The sequence below is a fragment of the Amycolatopsis sp. NPDC104819 genome (assembly GCF_055583145.1).
This window is the reverse complement of record NZ_JBVJON010000007.1, coordinates 315,498-335,233: the sequence shown is the minus strand read 5'-3', so window position 1 is coordinate 335,233 and position 19,736 is coordinate 315,498. Positions and strand designations below refer to the sequence as shown.

Annotated in this window: 18 protein-coding genes; 9 read left to right on the top strand and 9 right to left on the bottom strand. The window is 72.5% G+C overall.

Annotated elements, in window-relative coordinates; genetic code table 11:
- Positions 1-239 precede the first annotated feature (239 nt).
- The 4 genes from ACZ63E_RS24140 to ACZ63E_RS24125 form a co-directional block, all read right to left on the bottom strand.
- On the bottom strand, positions 240-617 hold the full coding sequence (locus tag ACZ63E_RS24140) for a nuclear transport factor 2 family protein (RefSeq protein ID WP_465338372.1): 378 nt from the start codon (positions 615-617) through the stop codon (positions 240-242).
- The gene (locus ACZ63E_RS24135) at positions 614-1,063 is read right to left on the bottom strand and encodes a cupin domain-containing protein (RefSeq protein WP_465338371.1); all 450 of its coding nucleotides are present in this window, start codon (positions 1,061-1,063) and stop codon (positions 614-616) included. Before ACZ63E_RS24135 ends, ACZ63E_RS24140 begins: the two co-directional genes overlap by 4 nt.
- Positions 1,064-1,079: 16 nt before the next feature.
- Positions 1,080-2,570, bottom strand: coding sequence for a flavin-containing monooxygenase (locus ACZ63E_RS24130; protein WP_465338370.1), 1,491 nt, complete (start codon positions 2,568-2,570; stop codon positions 1,080-1,082).
- Positions 2,571-2,667: 97 nt separating this feature from the next.
- A complete protein-coding gene (locus ACZ63E_RS24125) occupies positions 2,668-3,474 on the bottom strand; it encodes an IclR family transcriptional regulator (protein ID WP_465338369.1) in 807 nt (268 codons plus the stop codon).
- Positions 3,475-3,515: 41 nt separating this feature from the next.
- Here ACZ63E_RS24125 and ACZ63E_RS24120 point away from each other — a divergent pair, with 41 nt between their 5' ends.
- The 4 genes from ACZ63E_RS24120 to ACZ63E_RS24105 are packed head-to-tail and all read left to right on the top strand — an operon-like array spanning position 3,516 to position 6,650.
- The gene (locus ACZ63E_RS24120) at positions 3,516-4,292 is read left to right on the top strand and encodes an SDR family oxidoreductase (protein WP_465338368.1); all 777 of its coding nucleotides are present in this window, start codon (positions 3,516-3,518) and stop codon (positions 4,290-4,292) included.
- 14 nt (positions 4,293-4,306) lie between these two features.
- A complete protein-coding gene (locus ACZ63E_RS24115) occupies positions 4,307-4,813 on the top strand; it encodes a cupin domain-containing protein (RefSeq protein ID WP_465338367.1) in 507 nt (168 codons plus the stop codon).
- Positions 4,810-5,721, top strand: coding sequence for an alpha/beta fold hydrolase (locus ACZ63E_RS24110; RefSeq protein WP_465338366.1), 912 nt, complete (start codon positions 4,810-4,812; stop codon positions 5,719-5,721). The genes ACZ63E_RS24115 and ACZ63E_RS24110 overlap by 4 nt, the downstream gene beginning before the upstream one ends.
- Positions 5,721-6,650, top strand: coding sequence for a DODA-type extradiol aromatic ring-opening family dioxygenase (locus ACZ63E_RS24105; RefSeq protein ID WP_465338365.1), 930 nt, complete (start codon positions 5,721-5,723; stop codon positions 6,648-6,650). The genes ACZ63E_RS24110 and ACZ63E_RS24105 overlap by 1 nt, the downstream gene beginning before the upstream one ends.
- Positions 6,651-6,661: 11 nt before the next feature.
- Here ACZ63E_RS24105 and ACZ63E_RS24100 read toward each other — a convergent pair whose 3' ends face one another.
- The 5 genes from ACZ63E_RS24100 to ACZ63E_RS24080 all read right to left on the bottom strand — a co-directional run bounded on the left by ACZ63E_RS24100 (position 6,662) and on the right by ACZ63E_RS24080 (position 14,249).
- Entirely contained in the window at positions 6,662-8,026 is a 1,365-nt protein-coding gene (locus tag ACZ63E_RS24100; RefSeq protein ID WP_465338364.1) for a lamin tail domain-containing protein, read from the bottom strand.
- A gap of 211 nt (positions 8,027-8,237) precedes the next feature.
- Positions 8,238-8,852: a LysE family translocator gene (locus ACZ63E_RS24095; protein ID WP_465311751.1), complete on the bottom strand. Its 615-nt coding sequence runs from the start codon at positions 8,850-8,852 to the stop codon at positions 8,238-8,240.
- A gap of 2 nt (positions 8,853-8,854) precedes the next feature.
- Positions 8,855-9,616, bottom strand: coding sequence for a thioesterase II family protein (locus tag ACZ63E_RS24090; protein WP_465338363.1), 762 nt, complete (start codon positions 9,614-9,616; stop codon positions 8,855-8,857).
- Complete coding sequence (locus ACZ63E_RS24085) at positions 9,613-9,876, bottom strand: acyl carrier protein (protein ID WP_465311509.1); 264 nt, start codon at positions 9,874-9,876, stop codon at positions 9,613-9,615. Before ACZ63E_RS24085 ends, ACZ63E_RS24090 begins: the two co-directional genes overlap by 4 nt.
- Positions 9,873-14,249 carry a non-ribosomal peptide synthetase gene (locus ACZ63E_RS24080; protein ID WP_465338362.1) on the bottom strand — a complete coding sequence of 1,459 codons (4,377 nt, stop codon included), beginning with the start codon at positions 14,247-14,249 and terminating at the stop codon, positions 9,873-9,875. Before ACZ63E_RS24080 ends, ACZ63E_RS24085 begins: the two co-directional genes overlap by 4 nt.
- Positions 14,250-14,394: 145 nt before the next feature.
- On the opposite strand from ACZ63E_RS24080, the gene ACZ63E_RS24075 reads away from it, so the two are divergent.
- The 5 genes from ACZ63E_RS24075 (at position 14,395) to ACZ63E_RS24055 (ending at position 19,729) form a co-directional block, all read left to right on the top strand.
- Complete coding sequence (locus ACZ63E_RS24075; RefSeq protein ID WP_465338361.1) at positions 14,395-15,597, top strand: MalY/PatB family protein; 1,203 nt, start codon at positions 14,395-14,397, stop codon at positions 15,595-15,597.
- An 11-nt stretch (positions 15,598-15,608) separates the two neighbouring features.
- Positions 15,609-16,256 (top strand): winged helix-turn-helix transcriptional regulator, encoded by a 648-nt coding sequence (locus ACZ63E_RS24070; RefSeq protein ID WP_465338360.1) that lies wholly within the window; start codon positions 15,609-15,611, stop codon positions 16,254-16,256.
- The gene (locus ACZ63E_RS24065; protein WP_465338359.1) at positions 16,253-17,242 is read left to right on the top strand and encodes a PLP-dependent cysteine synthase family protein; all 990 of its coding nucleotides are present in this window, start codon (positions 16,253-16,255) and stop codon (positions 17,240-17,242) included. Before ACZ63E_RS24070 ends, ACZ63E_RS24065 begins: the two co-directional genes overlap by 4 nt.
- A 151-nt stretch (positions 17,243-17,393) precedes the next feature.
- Entirely contained in the window at positions 17,394-18,515 is a 1,122-nt protein-coding gene (locus tag ACZ63E_RS24060; protein WP_465338358.1) for a serine hydrolase domain-containing protein, read from the top strand.
- Complete coding sequence (locus tag ACZ63E_RS24055) at positions 18,512-19,729, top strand: GNAT family N-acetyltransferase (protein WP_465338357.1); 1,218 nt, start codon at positions 18,512-18,514, stop codon at positions 19,727-19,729. The genes ACZ63E_RS24060 and ACZ63E_RS24055 overlap by 4 nt, the downstream gene beginning before the upstream one ends.
- Positions 19,730-19,736: the final 7 nt, after the last annotated feature.

Below are 19,736 nucleotides of genomic sequence, written 5' to 3'. Positions count from 1 at the left end.
CCGCCGCCGCGCAGGGAAGCCGCCGCCGCTGGAGGCTGGGACTGGGGACTGGGGGCTGGGGTCGCCTCCCGGGTTCGGGGCCGTAGGTGGCCCCTCGGGTTCGGGCAGGGGCTCGCCTCCCGAGGCGGGCAAGGCCCAGGCCCGGGTCCGCTGTCGCGAATGGGTCATTGGGGACGTCTGGCGTCCCCAATGGGTCATTCGCGACGCTTGGGCCCGGCGCTCGGCCGCCCAGCCGCGCCCTACCGCGAGTAAGCCTCCCGAGCCAACGCCGGCGTGAGGTCCATATGGACCCGGTACTCCGACACCAACTCCCCGTCCAGCCACATCACCGTCACGCACGGCAGGGCCAACGTCCGGCCGTCCGGAGCCGCCGTGGTGATCGTGAACCGGCAGAACAGCTGGTCACCCACCACGGCGACCTGCTCCACCACATGCCGGACCCACGGCAACGCGCCCGCCGCGCCCGCCGTCGCCGCCGTGATCGCGGCGCGGCCGGTCAACGGCTCGCCGTTGCCGAACACGTACGTCGCGTCTTCGGTGAACCACGCGGCGAACGCCGTCGCGTCGCCCGCGTCGACCGCCGCGCACATCTCGTGGACCATGCGCTCGTGGTTCACTTCTGCAGCGCCAAGCCGTACCGCGTCATCACTTCCGCCACCAGCTCCATGTCGCGCCCGGGTGGCAGCTCGGACAGCTCCTTGTAGTAGTTCTCCAGCCCCGGCGGGGAAACCACCGCGATGATGCGCGTCTCCTCGTCGAACGGGTTGCGGAACACGTGCGGCACCCCGCGCGGCATGAGCAGCGAGTCACCTTCGCCGAGCACGTGCCGGACGCCGTCGAGCTCCACCTCCACCCGACCCCGGACGCAGGTGAACAGCTCGTCCTCACGGCTGTGGATGTGGGTCGGCGGGCCGCCGAGGCCCGGCGGGACGACGTATTCGAACAGCGAGTACGCGCCGTTCGTGTCGGCGCCGGTCAGCCGGGCGTGGATGCCCAGGCCGATCGCGCCCAGGTTGGTGCCGTCGCCCGGGTGGCTGACGTGGTGGCCGGTCGCGGTGCTCATCGGGGTCCTCCTCGAGTCAGAGCGGGGCTTTTTCGGGTTCGGGGGTCTCCGCCAGCCGGGTCAGCACGGCGGGGGTGAGCGCCCGGTACGCCGCGGGCGCGACCGGGTTCAGCCAGTGCGTGAAGCGGGTGAAGCGGCCGATCTGGACGCCGAGGTCGCCGAGCACCTCGTCGACGTTGTGGATGGAGAACGGGATGATCTTCGTGCCACGGCAGTGGTGCGCGCCCGTCGCGGTGTCGAGGAAGGCGAGCTGGGCGACGACGTCCGCGCGCCGCGCCGCCTCGGCCGGCAGGGTCAGCGCGCCCGCGAGGTCGGCCGCGATCCACAGCGCCGCCATCTCGGCGTTGAGCGGGCTGAAGAACGACGAGTTGTAGCCGTTGAAGTACAGACCGGGCGCGGCCAGCGGCTGGATCTGCCGGTACAGCAGGAAGTTCCCGCGCTCGTCGAACAGTCCCTTTTGGACCGCTTCCGCCAGGAACGGGACACCCTGGGTGAACCCGGTCGCGCAGACGACCAGGTCGGCCGGCCGCACCGTGCCGTCCGCCAGCTCCGCGCACGGGTGGCCGTCGGAAGCGAACAGCCGCGTGATCACCTGGTCCCGGCGCACGCGGATCGAGCCGTCGGCGACACCTTCGAAGAACCCCTCCGTCGCCAGGCCGATCGCGTTCTTGACGATGTCCTCCATCCGGCCGCGCGGCACCAGGTCGTGGCGGGCCAGCCCGAACTGCCGCACCGACACCGTCCCGATGGAGTTCAGCATCGCGCGCCGCAGCCGGTTTCCCGGGCCGTGCAGGAACTTCTCGAACCCGCGCAGCCACCGGTAGCGGAACAGCGCCTCGCCCATCCGCGTCAGCAGCAGCATCTTGAAGTTCAGCACCCCGGCGATCTTGCGCGGCACCTTCCACAGCAGCTGCCGCGCGATCACGTCGGTGCTCGCGGCGACGGCGCTGATCGCGACGGTCACGTCGCAGGCGGACTTCCCGTACCCGACCACCAGCACGTGCTTGTCCCGCGCCTCGGCGACGTCGTGGAACTCCGAACCGGCCAGCAGCCGCCCGCCCGCCGCTTCGAACTCCGCGCGGCCGGGGTAGTCGGGCACCGCGGGCTCGCAGAAGACGCCGTTCGCGACGACGACCCGGTCGACCACCGACGCCCCCTGCGCGCCGGTGGTCACCACCCAGCGCGCGCCGTCGGGGACCACCGACTCGACCGGGGCGCCCAGCCGCAGGTGCGGGGTGACGCCGTACGCGTCGGCGTACGCCGCGAGGTACTCCTGGATCTGGGCGCCCGTGGGCCATTCCGGGAACTCCCGGGGCATCGGGAAGTCCGAAAAGGAGTACTGGGCCTTCGGGCTCTGCGTGGTCAGCCCGGGGTAGCGGCGGGTCCGGCTCCACACACCGCCGACGTCCGGCGCCTTGTCGAAGACCTCGACGTCGTGGCCGGCCTGCAGCAGCACCTTGGCCGTGGTGAGCCCGGCGAGCCCGGCCCCGATGATCGCGACGCGCATGCCTGGTCCTCCTCGTCCGGCAGCCTGCCGGGAGCCCGGCTCGGCGTGCGCCACAGCGTGGAACAGTCCCCGCCGCCGGGCCAACCGGGAGTCCTGTTCACTGGGACGGCAGGTCCGGCCGCGGTGACGCCCAGCGCCGGGCCGAGTACGCGCGGCTGGCCGCCGCGGCCGCCATCCGCACCGCCGGCCCGATCCGGTCGGGCACCACCGCGGCACTCGGCCCGGTGACCGACAGCGCGGCCGTCACGTTGCCGGTGAAGTCGAAGATCGGGGCCGCGACGCAGCTGATGCCGGTGATGCCCTCCTCGCGGTCGTAGGCCCAGCCCTGCTCGTGCACGACGGCCAGCTCGCGCTCCAGCGCCTCGGCGGTGCCGATCGTGCGCGGGGTGCGCCGGGTGAGCCCGGCGGCGACCACCGCGCCGACCGTTTCGGCGTCCGACCAGGCCAGGATCGCCCGGCCGAGCCCCGAACAGTGCGCCGGGACGAACCCGCCGACCTGGTCGAGCATCGGCAGCTGGCGGTGTCCGCTGATCTTGTCGACGACCAGCACCCGCGTGCCCTCGAGCACGCCGAGCTGCACCGTCGTCTTGGCCGCGGCGTAGAGGTCCTGCAGGTACGGCAGCACCGCTTCACGCAGCTCGTGCCGCACCGGGACCAGGCCGGACAGCTCGAACAGGCGTCGCCCGATCCGGTACTTCTCGCCGGGCTTGTCCAGCCAGCCGAGCTCGATCATCCGGGCCGCCGTGCGGTGCACGGTCGAGCGGGGCAGCCCCGAGCGTTCGACGAGCCGGGCGAGGGGGAGTTCGCGGTGCGTCGCGTCGAAGGCGTCCAGCAGCGCGGCGGCCCGTTCGAGGGCGCCGGACGCCGCGTTGTCGTCACCCGGGTCCCGGGCAGTGGGACTCATCCTTGGTCGCCGGAGGTCATGGCCCGAATGTAGGACACATCATGGAGACCAACCAGACCCGCGTCGCCCTCGTCGGCGGCGGAGCCGGGGGCATCGGCTCGGCCTGCGCCACCGCGCTGCTCGCGAGCGGGCACCGCGTGGTGCTCGCCGGCCGGACGGAGAAGACCCTCGCGGAAACCGCGTCGGCGCTGGGCCCGGGGGTCGGGCACCTCGTGTGCGACCTCGCCATCCCGGCCGCGGCGGCCGACGCCGTGAACCGCGTCCGCGAGCGGTACGGCTCGCTCGACGTCGTCGTGGCCAACGCCGGTGGCCCGGCGCCGGGCCGGGTGTTCGACGTCCCCGCCGAGCAGTGGCACCACGACCTCGACCTGCTGGTCCTCGGCCCGCTGGCGCTGCTGGGCGCCGCGCTGCCGGGCATGGCCGAGCGCGGCTTCGGCCGCGTGGTCGTGATCAGCTCGACGGCGGTCCGGCAGCCGCAGCCGGGGCTCGCCGCGTCGACCGTGCTGCGGTCGGCGACGACGTCGGCGGCGAAGCTGGCCGCCCTCGAGTACGCCGACCGGGGTGTCACGGTCAACTGCGTCGCCGTCGGCGCCACGCTCACCCCGCGGCGCCTGGAGATCGTCCGCAGCCGGGCGGGCGCGGCGGGGGTCGACGTCGCGACCGCGATGGCCGAGGACGTCGCGGCGATCCCGGCCGGCCGGGCCGCGGCGCCCGGCGAGGTCGCGGCCGCGGTGGCGTTCCTGGCCTCGGCCGAAGCAGGGTATGTCAACGGAACCGTGCTGGCCGTCGACGGCGGCCGCACGGAATGTCCCGCCTGAACGGAAGGTGTGCCATGACCACGACCGGACCCGGCTTCACGATGACCGACTTCCTCGGCAGCATCGCCCACACCGTCCGCCCCGGCGGCGCGCGGCCGCTGGTCGTGCACGACGAGGAGCTGGCCGAGATCCCCGCCGGCGCCGTCCCGAACCCGACGTCCCTGCGGGTCGCCGGCACGCTGCCGACCACGACGTTCGAACTGTTCCGCCAGGTCATCCCGGCCGGGGAGAGCTCGGACATGCAGCGCCACCACCACGAGACCGTCCACTTCGTCCTGACCGGCGACGGCCACAGCGAGATCGAGGACGAAACCGTGCGCTGGACGACCGGGTCGTTCGTCTACACCCCGCCGTGGACCTGGCACCGGCACCACAACGGCTCGGCCGAGCACCCGGTCGAGTTCCTGACCATCGAGAACTCGCGGCTGCTGGGCCTGTTCGGTCTCGGCTGCCGCCAGAGCGCGGGCCTGGCGACGATGGCCGAGGCCCGCGCCCGCTTCGACCACCGGGAGGACCAGTGACGACCACCGACCGCGGCGCCCCGCCGATCCCCGACCACGTCGGCATCTGGGGGGAGCTGGGCGAGCTCGAGCACACCCTGCGTTACGTCTACGTGCCGTTGGAAGGCCGTTCGGTGCGCACACGCGTGCTGCAGGCGGGCACCGGCCCGGACCTGGTGCTGCTGCACGGCACCGGCGGGCACCTCGAGGCCTACGCCCGCGACCTGGCCGGCCTCGCCCGCGACTTCCGCGTCACGGTGTACGACATGGTCGGGCACGGCTGGTCGGACCTGCCGGACCGGCCGTACACGATCGACGTCCTCGCCGGGCACCTGGTGTCCCTTTTGGACGTTCTCGGCATCGGCCGCGCGCACCTGTCCGGCGAGTCGCTCGGCGGCTGGGTGGTCGCGTGGACCGCCGCGCACCACCCGGACCGCGTCGACCGGCTCGTGCTGAACACCCCGGGCAACATCGCCAACAAACCCGAGGTGATGGCGCGGATGCGTGACAGCACGATGGCGGCGGTGCTCGACCCCAGCGACGAGACCGTGCGCCGGCGGGTCGAGTTCCTGTTTCACCACAAGGAGATGGTCACCGACGAGCTGGTCAACCTGCGTCGCCGCATCTACTCCCGGCCGGGGTTCGTCACCGCGATCGGCAACACGCTCGTGCTGCAGGACCCCGAGGTGCGCAAGGACTTCGCGTGGGACCCGTCGTGGGTGTCGCTGGTGAAGGCGCCGACGTTGCTGCTGTGGACGAGTCACGACCCGACCGGCGGGCTCGACGAGGCCGAGCTGCTGCTCGGCTGGCTGCCCGACGCGCGGCTGCACGTGATCGACGACGCCGGGCACTGGCCGCAGTGGGAGAAGGTCACCGAGTTCCTCGACGTCCACCGCGCCTGGCTCGTGTCCGGAAAGGACCCGTCCTGATGGCCGGGATCGCCGGGTTCGCCGGCATGTCCCACAGTCCTTTCGCGACACTGCTGCCGCCGCCGTCCGAGGGTGGGCCGGGCGCGAAGTTCCTCGCGGACGCCGCCCGCGTCCGGCGTGCGGTCGAGATGCTCGCGCCGGACGCGGTCGTCGTGATCGGCCCGGACCACTTCCACGGCAACTTCTACGACGTGATGCCGCCCTTCGTGCTGGGGGTCGAGCACGCCATGGGGTTCGGGGACTTCGGCAGCACCGAAGGCCCGCTGCCGGTGGCGGGCCCGCTGGCGTGGTCGGTCCACAACGGACTGACCGAGGCCGGGTTCGACGTGTCGCTGTCCTATTCGCTCACCGTCGACCACGGCATCGTGCAGAGCTACGAGATGGTCACCGGTGGCATCTCGCTGCCGATGGTGCCGCTGGTCGTGAACACCGCCGCGCCGCCGTTGCCGTCGCTGCGGCGGTGTGTCGCGTTAGGACAGGCGCTCGGTGCGGCCCTGCGGTCGGCCGACTTCCCCGGCCGGATCCTGGTGGTGGCGAGCGGCGGGCTGTCGCACTGGCTGCCGTCGAACGACCCTCGCGAGGTCGTCGGTGACCGCCGTGACTCGCTGATCCACGGCCGTTCCGACGTCCACGCCTTCGCGGCGGCGCGCGAACCCCGGGTCCGCGCGATGGCCGGCGATCCGGGAGCCCGGGTGAACACCGAGTGGGACAACTGGTTCCTCACCCGGCTCGCCGAAGGGGATCCGGAAGCGGTGGCGCGACTGGGTCACGAGGGCCTGGAGGAGTCGGCGGGCACGGGCGGCCACGAGGTGCGCTGCTGGCTGATCGGCCAGGTCGCGGTCGCCGCGCCACTGGTCTGGACCAGCTACGAGCCGGTGCCGGAGTGGATCACCGGCATGGGCATCGGCACGACGTTCCCGGTCGCCTGAGGGGCGGCCGGTCAGCAGGTGATGGTGCCCTTGCGCAGCGCGTGGCCGCCGTCGTTGCTGTCGTCGGACCAGTACACCGGCTTGCTGCCCCCGGCGCACTCGCTCGCGGGGGCCACCGAGAAGCCCTCGTTGTTGTAGTCGCCCATGCCGCTGGGCCGGTTGTAGACGGCGGTGGTCGTGAAGGTGCCGGCGGAGCCGATCTTCAGCGTGCGGTGCTGGCCGTGGCAGGTGTCGTCGCAGACGGCCCACAGGCGCGACGCCTGCGGCTCCCACTGCAGCTCCATGACCCCGCTCATCCCGCTGGTGAAGGAGGCGACGCGGGTGAACGCGCCCGAGTCCTGCAGGACGTAACCGTGGATCATGCCGGTGCCTTCGACCCCGACGAAGAACACCCCGCCGCCGTGCGCGCCGTAGTGCGCGGGGTCGTAGGCCGCGCCGGTCGAGGCGTCGGCGAACCCGGCGGCGGTCAGGGTGCTGTCGGGCACCCAGGTGATGCCCTCGAAACCGAGGTTCGCACCCACCGGCGGCAGGTCGGCGGTCAGGTTCCACTCCCGCGTGGCGGTCAGCGTCGAGCCGGTCCCGCCGACGTCGTAACGCAGCACCGACGTGCGGCTGCTGCCGGAGCCGTTGCGCTCACTGGCGACGTAAACGCCGGTGCTGGTGACGGTCACGCCTTCGCTGTCGGGGGTGCCGGAGCCGCCGGGGAAGCGCAGGGCCTTGCCGGACGTCCAGCCGGACGCCGTGTCGGGCTTCCAGCCGCCGGAGCCGGTGGGCAGCAGGCGCCACAGCTTGCCGGAGTTCTGCGCGGCCCACAGCACACCGCCGTCCTGGAAGAGGCCGCTGAGGTCCTCGCCGAAGACGTTGGCGGCGTCCGCCGTGGTCACCGAGCTGCCGCCCGGCCAGGCCGTGGGCGCCGCGCTGCAGCTGTTCGGGCCGCCGAGGGTGACCGCGGCCGGGGCGAAGGAGCCGGTCGCGTCGGGGCAGCGTGACCACGACGGGTCGGAGTGCTTGCTCCAGGCGAAGCTGTCGACGAGCGTGCTGCCGTCGGCCTGGAAGAGGCGGGCCTGGTCCTCGGAGCCGAGCCCGAAGGCGTTGTGGACGTCGAAGGCCCGGAACCCACCGGCGGCGAGGGTGGTCCCGGCGGGGACCGTGAACTTCGAGCTGTCCTTGTCGTCCTTGAGAACCCACCCGGAGATGTCGACGGCGACGGCCCCGGGGTTGACGAGCTCGATGGAGTCGTCGACGGCGCCGGTGGTCACGACCTCGTTGATCCGGACGGTCCCGGCCGCGTCGGCGGGGCCTGCGAGGGTGACGACGGCCAGCACCGGCCCGGCGATGAGGCAGAGGGCCCGGCGGCGCGCACGCGATGAGATCAAGGAGTCCGTCCTCGGAGGGTCGTGGGGGACACGGCCCTCCGAGGCTTCCGCCCCGGGCCGAACGGCGGCGCTCGCGGAGATGGGTTCCCCCTGAACTCCGGCCGAACTCCGGTGGCGGACGAACTCCGGCTCCGAAGGTCGCGAATGACCCGTTCGGGACGCGAGACGTCCCCAATGACCCATTCGCGACACCGCAGACCCGCGCGACTCCCTACGGAATCCCCTGAATGGCCAGCCCCACACCGAACCCGAGCAACAACACACCCGTGCTGTACTCGATCCCCGACCGCACCTTCGGCCGCCGCAGCACCGCGCCGATGCGGTCCACCGTGAAGACGTACAAGCTGAACCACGTCAGATACAACGCCGCGAACACGCCGCAGTACGTCAGCGCCTTTCCCAGCACCGGCCCGTCGGTCGGCAGGAACTGCGGCAGGAACGTCAGGAAGAACACCGCCAGCTTCGGGTTCAAAGCGTTGGTCAAGAACCCCTTCCGCAGGCAGCGCAACGGCTTCCGGTCGGTCGGCTCGCCCGTCGGCTGGCTGGTCGCCGCGCGGCGGGCGATGCGGACCGTCTGGACGCCCATCCACACCAGGTAGATCGCGCCGACCACCTTCAGGACCGTGAACGCCACCGGGGACGCCACCAGGATCGCCGTCAGGCCGAGGGACGCCGCCGCGGCGTGGACCGACAGGCCCGTCGCCCCGCCCAGCGTCGTCATGAAGCCCGACCCCTTGCCGCGGACCAGGGCCTGGCGGGTGATGAGCGCCTGGTCCGGGCCCGGGATGATGATGATGACCAGTGCGGCCGCGATGAAGACCCACATGGTCACGCCGCCCTGTCCGCGGGGACGGTCGTCCGGACGACCGCCGCCAGTGCGCGCAGGACCACCGCCGGGTGCTGCCGGAAGTAGAAGTGGTCGCCGGCGAACTGCCGCACCGTGATCGGCTCCGTCACGTGGTCGCGCCACGCGCGCAGCTCGTCCTCGCCGATCGAGTCGTCCCGGCCGCCGAACACCGTCAGCGGCACCGGCAACGGCGCTTCGGGACGCCACTGATACGTCTCCAGCACCTGGTAGTCGGCGCGCAGGTACCGGGCGACCATCGTCTTCAGCTCCGGGTCGGTGAGGATCTCGCCGGGCAGGCCGCCGTGGCGGCGGCCCACCTCCGCGACCAGCTCGTCGTCGGGCAGGCCGTGCACCGGCGGCTCGGTCCGCTTCGTCGACGGCGCCGGGAAACCGGAGACGACCAGGCGGTCCGGCAGCCGGCGCCCGGTGCGCCGCAGCTCGCGGGTGACCTCGTAGGCCACCAGCGCGCCGAGGCTGTGCCCGAACACCGAGTACGGCGCGGTCGTCGGCATGACGTCGACCACCGCCGCGACCAGCTCGTCCATGGTGGACAGCACCGGCTCGGACAGCCGCGACCCGCGCCCGGGCAGCTGGACGGCGCTGAGCTCGACCCCGGTCAGCTGGCGCGACCAGCGGACGAACTCCGCGGCCGACCCGCCGCCGTGCGGGAAGCAGAACAGCTGGGGCCGCCCGGGCCGCGCCTGGCCCCGGACGAACCACCGGCCGGTGGCGCGTGGCTTCACGGTCGTTCGCCTCCCACCGCTTCGACGGTCACCAGGTGCTCGACGACCGCGTCGATCGTCGGGTTGCTCAGCACCTCGATCGGCTGCACGGTCCGGCCGAGCACCACCGACAGGTCGGCGACGAGCACCAGCGTCATCGCCGAGTCGACCCCGAGCGACTCCCACGGCGCGCCCGGGTCGACCTCCTCCGGGCCGATGTCGAGGACGTCGGCGACGAACGTCGTCAGCCACGCCCGCAGGTCCTCCTCGTGCGCGTTCACGAAACGACCTCCGCAACGTCGGGAAGCAGCTCGGAGGCGCCGAGGATCTGCTCCAGGTAACCGTCGAGGAGTTCGACGGTCGGGTACTCCAGCACGGTGGCGACGGCGACCGTGGTGCCGAACGCCGAGGAGATGGTGGCGACGAGCCGGGCCGCGAGCAGCGAGTCGCCGCCGGCTTCCAGGAAGTCGTCACCGAGGTCGGCGTGGCTCAGGCCGAGCACCGTGCACCAGATCTCGACGAGCTTGCGCTGCCGTTCGGTGCGCGGCGGCTTGGCGGGCCGTCCGGCCGCCGACGCCCGGCCGCGCGCCTTGGCCAGCGTCGCGCGGTCGACCTTGCCGGTGCTGGTCAGCGGGAGCTCGTCGATGGCGTGGATCGTGCTGGGCACCATGTGCTTCGGCAGGTGCAGCCCCAGGAACGACCGCAGCCGCTCGCCGTCGAACCGGCTGCTCTCGTCCGGCGCGCGCCCGACGATCACGTCGAAGCCCACCGACGCCATGCCGCTGCCCTCGGGCGTCAGCACGGCCGAGTCCGCGAACCCGGCTTCGGCCAGCTCGGAGCGCCAGGTGGCCGCGTCGAGCAGCGGGTGCGCCGAACGCAGGTCCGTGTCCTCGTAGCCGTCGAAACCCTGCTGCAGCCCCATCGTCAGGTCGAACCAGTCGTGGAACGCGGTCTGCTCGACCAGCAGCAGCATCCCGCCCGGCGCGAGCACCGACCGCAGGTTGCGCACGGCCCGCCGGATCAGCTTGGCGTCGTGCAGCATGCTGCCCGCGATGACCAGGTCGAACGCCCGGCCGTCGAACCCCTGGATGTCGGCGGGCTTGTCGACGTCGAAGAGGTCGAAGCCGATGTTCGGGTAGTCCGCGTACTGCTCCCGCGCCCGCTCGGTGAAGTAGGTCGAGATGTCGGTGAACGTGTACTCGGCGTGCTCCGGCAGCTCCGGCACGACGTGCTTGGTCAGCGTGCCGTAGCCCGCGCCGACCTCCAGGATCCGCAACGGCTTGTCCTCGGGCCACGCCGCCGTGACGCGCCGGATCGCTTCGGTCGCGGCCAGGTGCACCGGGCCGAAGAGGTGCTCGTACACCGCGGGTGTGCGGTCGTTCGCGTACAGCTCGGCGGAGTGCATGCTCTGGGTGAGCACGCCCTCGACGTTCGCCGCGATGGTCATCAGCCAGTCGGTGAGGTCGGCGGGCACCTCCAGCTTGTCGCCGAGCACGCGGTGCGTGGCGGCGACCAGCTCGTCCGGGATGGCCGTCGGCAGCGCGCCCGGCAGCATGCCCCGCTCGGTCAGGTTCGCCGCGGCGCGGTGCAGCCATCTCTCGTACCGCGCGGCCACCCCGCCCGAGCGCAGCAGCGCGGGGACGTCGACCTCGCCGGTCACGCCGAGCGAGGTCAGGGCCATCGCCGCGGCGTGGGCGTAGACGTTGTTGAGCTGCGTCCAGGCCGCGGCCAGCTCGGTGGCCGACGGGCCGGGCGCGGGCAGGGTGCCGTCGCACAGCGCGCGCCACGTCCGCTCCGACTCGGCCGGGTCGACGGTTTCCCTGCTGTACAAGGACTCCGGCCCGTCCGCGGCGTCGCGGCCCGGGATGACGTAGCCGACCAGCCGCGCGCCGGCGCCGTCGTCTTCGGCCTTGACGGCGACCGCGCGGTCGACCCCGGCGTGCTGCGCGAGCACGGCTTCGATCTCGCCGAGCTCGATCCGGTGCCCGCGGATCTTGACCTGCCCGTCGCGGCGGCCGAGGAACTCGATGATGCCGCCGGGCAGGTACCGGCCGTAGTCGCCGGTGCGGTAGAGCCGGACGCCGGTGACCGGGTGACGCAGGAAGCTGGCGTCGGTCTTGGCCGGGTCGCGCCAGTACCCGCGGGCCAGGCCGGTGCCCTCGATGTACAGCTCGCCCGGCACCCAGTCCGGGCAGGGCCGCAGGCCGCCGTCGAGCACGTGGAACCGCTGGTTCCGCAGCGGGACGCCGTAGGGGATGCTGCGCGTGCCCTCGGGCACCTCGTCGACCTGGTGGTAGTTGGACCAGATCGACGCCTCGGTCGCGCCGCCCATGCTGATCACGGTGGCGTCCGGCCAGAGTTCGTGGATGCGGCCGGGCAGGTCGACGGGGATCCAGTCGCCGCTCAGCATCACCAGCCGCAGGCCCTCGGGGACGTCGCCGACGGCCTCGATGTGGTCGACGAGCATCTGCATCTGCGCCGGCACCGAGTTCCACACGGTCACGCCGTGCTCGCTCATCAGCTCGGCCCAGTGCGCGGGCTCGCTCGTCTGGTCCGGGTCGGGCAGCACGAGCGCCGCGCCGGCGCCGAGCGCGCCGAACAGGTCGTACACGGAGAGGTCGAAGCTCAGCTCGGCCAGCCCGAAGACCCGGTCGCCGGCGGTCACGCCGAACCGCTCGGTGATGTCGGCGACGGTGTTCAGCGCCGACCGGTGCTCGATCATCACGCCCTTGGGCCGTCCGGTCGAGCCGGAGGTGAACAGCACGTACGCCAGGTCGGACGGTTCGGCGGTGCTCGACGGCGGGGCGTCGGGGGCGGTGAGCCGGTCGATCGGCACCAGCGTGGTCGCGCAGCCGGTCCAGTCGAGCTGGTCGGCCAGCCGGGACGTCGTGACGACCGTCGACGCCTGGCCGTCGGTGAGGATCCCGTTGCGCCGCTGGGCCGGGAGCCCAGCGCCGGCCGGCAGATAAGCCGCGCCGGCGAGCAGGACGCCGTACGCGGCCGCGACCTGGTCGGCGCCCTTGTCCAGGCTGATGCCGACCAGCCGGTCGCGCACCGGCGAGCCGTCACCCGAGCGGAGGATCGCGTCGGCCACCGCGCCGGCCCGGCCGGCGAGCTCGCCGTAGGTGACGGTGCCGGCGCTGGTGATGACGGCGGGGGAGTCCGGGTGCTCGGCGGCCGCGGCCAGGAACGGCTCGTGCAGCAGGCCGTCGGGCAGCGGGCCCGCGGTGCGGTTCACCTCGTCGCGCTCGGTGAGCTGGTACTGCGGCGGGCTGACCCGCAGTTCGCCGTCCCAGCAGGCGCTTTCGGCGGCGAGCCGCTCCACCAGGCCGGTGTAGGCGGCGAACATGTCGTCGAGCAGGGTGCCCGGGAACAGCTCCTCGACGACGTCCCACGTCAGGTCGAGCGAGCCGGTGAAGTCGACGACCTGGTGGTCGAACCACACCTGCGGGGTCTGGCTGATCCGGTAGGTGATGTCGCCGAAGAAGTCGCGCGGGCCGGTGACGTCGGCGACCGTGCCCAGGCCGCTGGTGAACACGACCGGCATGGTGCCGAACGCAGTGTCCAGCCCGAGCCGGCGGCGTTCGCGCAGCGTGTGCAGCGCGCTCACGTGCCGGTGGCGCAGGTCCTGCTGGAGCTGGCGCTGGGTGCGGCGCACGCGCTCCTCGAACGTGCCCTCGGCGGTGTCGACCTCCAGCAGGCAGATCGAGGTGAAGTCGCCGACCACCCGGCGCAGGTGCGGGTGCAGGATCCGGTGGCCTTCGCCGTCTTCGGCGAGCAGCAGCGGGAGCCGGTTGAACAGGGTCAGGTTGAGCGTGAACTTCAGCGTCCCGCTCCACGCGGCGAGGACCTCGGAGAAGGCCGTCGCCAGCACGGTCGTCGGGGTCAGCCCCTTCGCCTCGGACCGGTCGCGCAGGCGCTTCCAGGCGTCGGGGTCGAGCTGGAACTCGCGGTGGGTGAACCGCGGCTTGTGCACCGAGACCGGCGACGCGGCCAGCGGCAGGTCCGGCGGCGGCGCGAGCGTCGCGGCGCGGGACGTCCAGTACTCCAGCGCCCGCTGGGTGCGCGGAGAGTCGGCGTTGCGCTCGAGCGCGAGCACGTAGTCGCGGAAGGAGACGTCGATCGGCGGGAGCTCGTGCGCCGGGTTCTCGCACAGCAGCTGCCATTCGCTGAACAGCACTGTGACGCTGGCCAGGTCGACCATCAGCAGGTCGAGGCTGATGTGCAGGCGGTCCGCGTCGGCCAGGCGGGTGATGCGCACGTCGAACAGCGGCCACTGCGACGCGTCGTACACGCGGTGCGACATGGCCGACCGGATCTCTTCGAGCTTGCCCTCGACCTCGCCGGCCGGCGCGTCCCGCAGGTCGACGACGTCGATCTCGAACCGGGGCGTTTCGGGCAGCACGCGCTGGCTGCCGTCGGTGCCGACGACCGCCCGCAGCATGGGATGCCGGTCGATGAGCCGGTTCCACGCAGTGGTCAGCGCGCCGGGGTCGAGCCGGCGGCCTTCGAGCTCGAAGTAGGCGTGCGGCGCGACGTTGCCCAGCACGAAGTTCGGACCGCGGCCGACCCAGTACGCGTACTGGATTTCGGTCAGCGGAAAGGGGCTGTCGCCGTTAACCTCGGCGGGTTCGCTCGGTTGTTGCGCGGCCATCCGGATCGCGTTCCTCTCCGTCTCCGACACAGGTCACTGCAGGCCAGCATGCTGTGTCCAACCAGTGGGACGCACCTCCGGGCGTGCTATCGGGCTGAGCACCTCCGAAGATGACATTTCCCTGCCACCACGGTGTTCTTGAGCCATGCGCGCATCGCAAGGGGCCCGGTACCTGATCTTCGACCGGCTCGACGAGCGGACCCTGCGGTTCCGTCCCGGGGTGAAGTGGGGCGCTCCCGCGCCGGACGTGCTCCCCGCGTCCATCGCGGACATGGACTTCCCGGTGGCGGAGCAGGTTTTGGCTTCCCTGCGCGGTTATCTCGACCTGGGCGACCTCGGCTATCCTAATTGGACGGACAATGCGAGCCCGTTGCGCGAGGCCTTCGCGCAGCGGATGTCGGCCCGGTACGGCTGGTTTCCCGCTCCGGAGCACGTCCGCGAGTTCACCGACGTGACGCACGCCGTGCGGACGGCGCTGGAGCTGAGCACCCGGCCCGGGGACGGCGTCGCGATCCACACCCCGGCGTTCGGGCCGTTCCCGGCGATGATCCGGCAGCTGGGCCTGCGCCTGGTGCCGATCCCGATGCTCGACACCCCGCGGGGCTGGGGGTTCGACGCCGACGACTTCGCCCGGCGCGCCGCCGGTGAGGGGTGCCGGGTGCTGATCCTGGTCAACCCGCACAACCCGACCGGGCGCGTGTTCACCCGGGCCGAGCTGACCGCGCTCGGCGAGGTCGCCGAACGCCACGACCTGACGGTGGTTTCGGACGACCTCCACGCCGATCTCACCTACGCGCCCCACCGGCACCTGCCGTTCGCGTCGCTCGATCCGGCGCTCGAAGCCCGGACCGTGACGCTCTACGGCGCGAGCAAGGCGTACAACCTCGCCGGCATGCGCTGCGCGGTCGGGCACGTCGGACCGGTGGCCCTGCGGGAAAAGCTCGCCGCGCTGCCGGCCGGGCCGAACGTCAACGTGCTCGGCATGCGGGCGAGCCTCGCCGCGTGGACCGAGGCCTCCGACTGGCTGGACACCGTGGTCGGCTACCTCGACGACAACCGGCGGCTGATCGGCGACCTGCTCGCCGAACGGCTGCCGGAAGTCCGCTACCACCTGCCCGAAGCGACGTACTTGGCTTGGCTGGACTGCCGGGCCCTCGCCGGCTGCGGCGCCGACCCGGCCGGCTACTTCCTCGAGCGGGCCCGGGTCGAGCTGGCCGCCGGCACCAAGTACAACCCCGGCGGTGACGGCTTCGTGCGGCTCAACTTCGGCACCGCGACCCCGGTGCTGCGCGCGATCCTCGACCGGATGACCGAGTCCGTCGCGGTGCCGCGACGGCTGGCGAGCTGAAGGGAACCGGCATGGCAGACCGACCGCTCGGCCAGTACTGCGGCCTGGCGCGGGCATTCGAGATCATCGGTTCGCGGTGGTCGGTGCTCGTCGTCCGGGACCTGCTCCTGGGCCCGAAGCTGTTCGCCGAGCTGCACGAGACGCTGCCCCGGGCGTCCGCGGAGATCCTGGCCCGCCGGCTGGCCGACCTCGTCGAGGCCGGCGTGGTCCGGCTCGGCGCGTCCGGCGCCTATGAGCTGACCGGCTACGGCCGGGCGCTGGAGCCGGTCCTGCTGGAGCTCGGCCTCTGGGGCGCGCGCTCGCTCGGCGACCCGAGCCCGGGCGACCTCTACTCGATCGACATCGCGATCCTCGCGTTGCGCTCGACGTTCCGGCCGGACCGCGCCCGCGGCGTCCGGGCGAGCTTCGAGGTGCGCTTCGGCGAGCTGGTCGTCGGCGCCCGCGTCGACGACGGCGTGCTCACCGTCGAGGAAGGCCCGCTGCCCGGCGCCGACCTCGTGATCGAGTCACCGCTGCTCAAGCACCTGATGGCCGGCGAACTGAGCCCGACCGACGCGTTGTGGCTCGGCCTGGTCGAGGCGAAGGGTGATCCGAGCATGATCACGACCTTCGTCCGGCTGTTCCCCATTCCCGCGGCTCCCGAAAGGATCGTCTCGTGATCGAGGACTGGAACGGCATCGAAGACCCGCGACGCGTCGCGGAGAGGATGCTCGAGGGCTTCGCCGACCTCCCGGTGCTCGACTGCGGCCCGATCGCAGCCGGCCGCGGCCGGCTGCGCGCGATCTACGGCATGACGACCACGGAGTCCAGCTTCAAGTCGATCCTCGGGTTCGGGATCCTGCTGCTCGCCTACGAAGCCGGGCTGCTGAAGCCCGGCCAGACGGTGATCGAGTCGACGTCGGGCTCGCTCGGCGTGAGCCTCGCACTGGCCGGCAAGATCCTCGGCAACCCGATCGAGCTCGTCACCGACCCGAACATCCCGGCGGTCACCCGGCGCAAGATCGAGCTGCTCGGCGCCAAGCTCCACATCGTCAGCGGCCCGCACCCGACCGGCGGCACGCAGCAGTCCCGCGTGGAGCTCCTGGAGGCGCTGCTGGCGGAGCGGCCCCGCATGCACTGGACGAACCAGAACAACTCCGACCTCAACCCGGCGGTGTACCGCCGCTGGCTGGTCCCGAGCGTCGAGCCCAAGCTGGACCTGGACTGGATCGACGCGGCGATCTTCGTGGTCGGCACCGGCGGCCACTTCGTCGGCCTCTCGGAAATGCTGCGCGCCAAGGGAATCCCGTGTTACGTGGCGGACCGGGTGGGCTCGGCGACGTTCGGCCTGGAGCCCGGCCCGAGCGTCCTGCGCGGCATCGGCAACATGAACTGCGTGCCCGAGGTGATCGGCTCCAACATGCACCTGGTCGAGGACGTGTACTACTCGACGGACGAGGAAGCCGCGGAGGGTGTGCGCGAGCTGGCGGGCCGCGGCATCTACGCGGGCGGCACGTCGGGAATCGCGCTGCAGGGCGCGAGGAAACTGGTGGAGGCGACGGGAGCGCGCAACATCCTGACGTTCTTCCCGGACCGTGGAGATCTGTACGGTGACCAGTTCCTCGGAGCGTCGCCGGTGACCGAGCTGGTGAAGGTCGCCGCCTAGAATCGCGGATCTCGTCCTTGGTGAACGTGCGCCGGCCACCGGGCCACGTGATCCGGCGCGGGAAACCGAGGATCGCGTTCTTGAGGCCCCGGGGCCGGGCCGCCCGGTAATTCGGTACGCCCCGTCCGCCGGACCGTCTACATTCGGCGACATGGCCGTCGAGGGGTTCGTCCAGGAGGGGTTCGCCGCCGTCGAGGGGGCGTTCGCGGCCAATCTGGCCGACGGGACGGATCTCGGCGCCGCGCTGTGCGTGACCGTCGAGGGGGAGACCGTCGTCGACCTCTGGGGTGGCTTTGCCGACGCCGCCGGGGCGCGGCCGTGGGAGCGCGACACCATCGTCAACGTCTACTCGACCACCAAGACCGTCACCGCGCTGACCGCGTTGCTGCTCGCCGACCGCGGTGAGCTCGACCTCGACGCCGCCGTGGCCCGCTACTGGCCCGAGTTCGCCGCGAACGGCAAGGAACACGTCACGGTCAGCCACGTCCTGAGCCACTCCGCGGGCCTGCCCGGCTGGCGGCAGCCGATGCGCACCGAGGACCTCTACGACTGGGAAAAGGCCACCTCGCTGCTGGCCGCCCAGGAGCTCGACTGGGAACCCGGCACCGCGTGCGGGTACCACGCGCTGACCCAGGGCTACCTCGTCGGCGAGGTCGTGCGGCGCGTCACCGGACGCTCGCTGGGCGCCGTCCTCCGTGACGAGATCACCGGGCCGCTGGGGGCCGACTTCCACATCGGGCTGCCGGCGTCCGAGGAGCCGCGCGTCGCCGAGCTGGTGCCGCCGCCGGACGGGCCGCCGCCCGAGCTCGCCGTCACCGAGCTGCAGAAACGGGTGGGCGGCAACCCCGGCCCCGAGGTGGCCGAGGTCAACTCCCGCGCCTGGCGCGCCGCCGAGATCCCGGCCGGGGGCGGCACCGGCAACGCCCGGTCCGTCGCGCTGGTCCACACCATGCTCGCCAACGGCGGAGTCGCCGGCGGCCGCCGCTTCCTGTCCGAGGCCGGCTGCCGGCGCGCCCTCGACGTGCAGGTCTCCGGACGCGACCTCGTCCTCGGCATGCCGCTGCGGTTCGGCCTGGGGTTCGCCGTCGGCGACCAGGTGATGCCCAACCCGCACACCCTGTACTGGGGCGGGTACGGCGGCTCGCTCACCATCGTCGACCTCGACGCGCGAACCACGTTTTGTTACGTCATGAACCGGATGTCCGGCACGGTCGGCGACCTGCGGGGCGTCGGCCTCGCGATGGTCATGTGGGAAGCCATGGGAATCCTGTGACAGCACCAGAAGTCCGCACGACGACCGGCGACGACCTCGAGGTCTTCGTCGACACCTTCCACGCCGCCTTGGGGCGGTTCCCCGAAAAGCCGGCCGACGGCACCGGGGTCTGGTGGTCCGCGCTCGAGATGGACCGCAACCTGCTCGCCCTGACCGCCGACGGCCGGCCCGTCGGCACCGCCGGCGCGTACTCCTTCGAGCTCACGCTGCCCGGCGAAGTGGTCGCCCCGGCCGCCGGCGTGACCGCGGTCGGCGTCCTGCCCTCGCACCGGCGCCGCGGGGTGCTCAGCGCGATGATGCGGCACCAGCTCACCGAGCTGCGGGCCCGAGGTGAGTTCCTCGCCGTGCTGCTGGCGTCGGAAGCCCTGATCTATCGCCGGTTCGGGTACGGCCCGGCGACCGCCACCTCGCGGCTGACGGTCCCGCGTCACAAAGCCGCCTTCGCGATCCCGCGGGCGGGCGAGACGACGGACCCCGGTTCGATCGAGCTGCTGCCGCGGGACAAGTGCGTGGACGTCCTGGAGGAGGTCTACGACCGCTACCGCCGCGCCCAGCCCGGCGCGCTGTCCCGGCCGCACCGCTGGTGGGCCACCGGCGCGGGGAAGCCCCCGATCGCCCCGGCGCCGCGGTACGTCGCCGTCCACCGGGACGCCGACGGCGTGGCGGACGGCTACGCCACCTACTCACTCGAGTCGAACACGCTGGTCGTCGACGAGACCATCACGGCCGACCCCGCCGTCGCGACGGCCCTGGCCCGGTTCGTGCTCGGCCACGACCTGGTCACCGAGGTCGTCTTGAAGCACCGCCCGCCCGGCGACCCGCTGCGCTGGCAGCTCGCGGACTTCCGCGCCGGCCAGGTCGCCGACGACACCGACTGGCTCTGGGTCCGGCTGCTGGACGTCCCCCGGGCCCTGACCACGCGCGGCTGGTTCGCCGACGGCGAGCTGGTCCTCGAGGTGGACGACCCGTTCGGCGGCGAGCACGGCCGCCACCTGCTGACCGTCCGGGACGGCAAGGCGGAGTGCGTCCCGACGCGCCGGGACCCCGACCTGTCCCTCGACGTCAGCGACCTGGGTTCGCTTTACCTCGGCGGGACCGCCCCGAGCACGCTGGTGCGCGCCGGTCACATCCGCGCCCACCACCCGGACGCGCCTGCCCTCGCCGACCGTCTCTTCCGCGTCGAGCGCGCCCCGCACTGCGTGCACTGGTTCTGACCGGGCC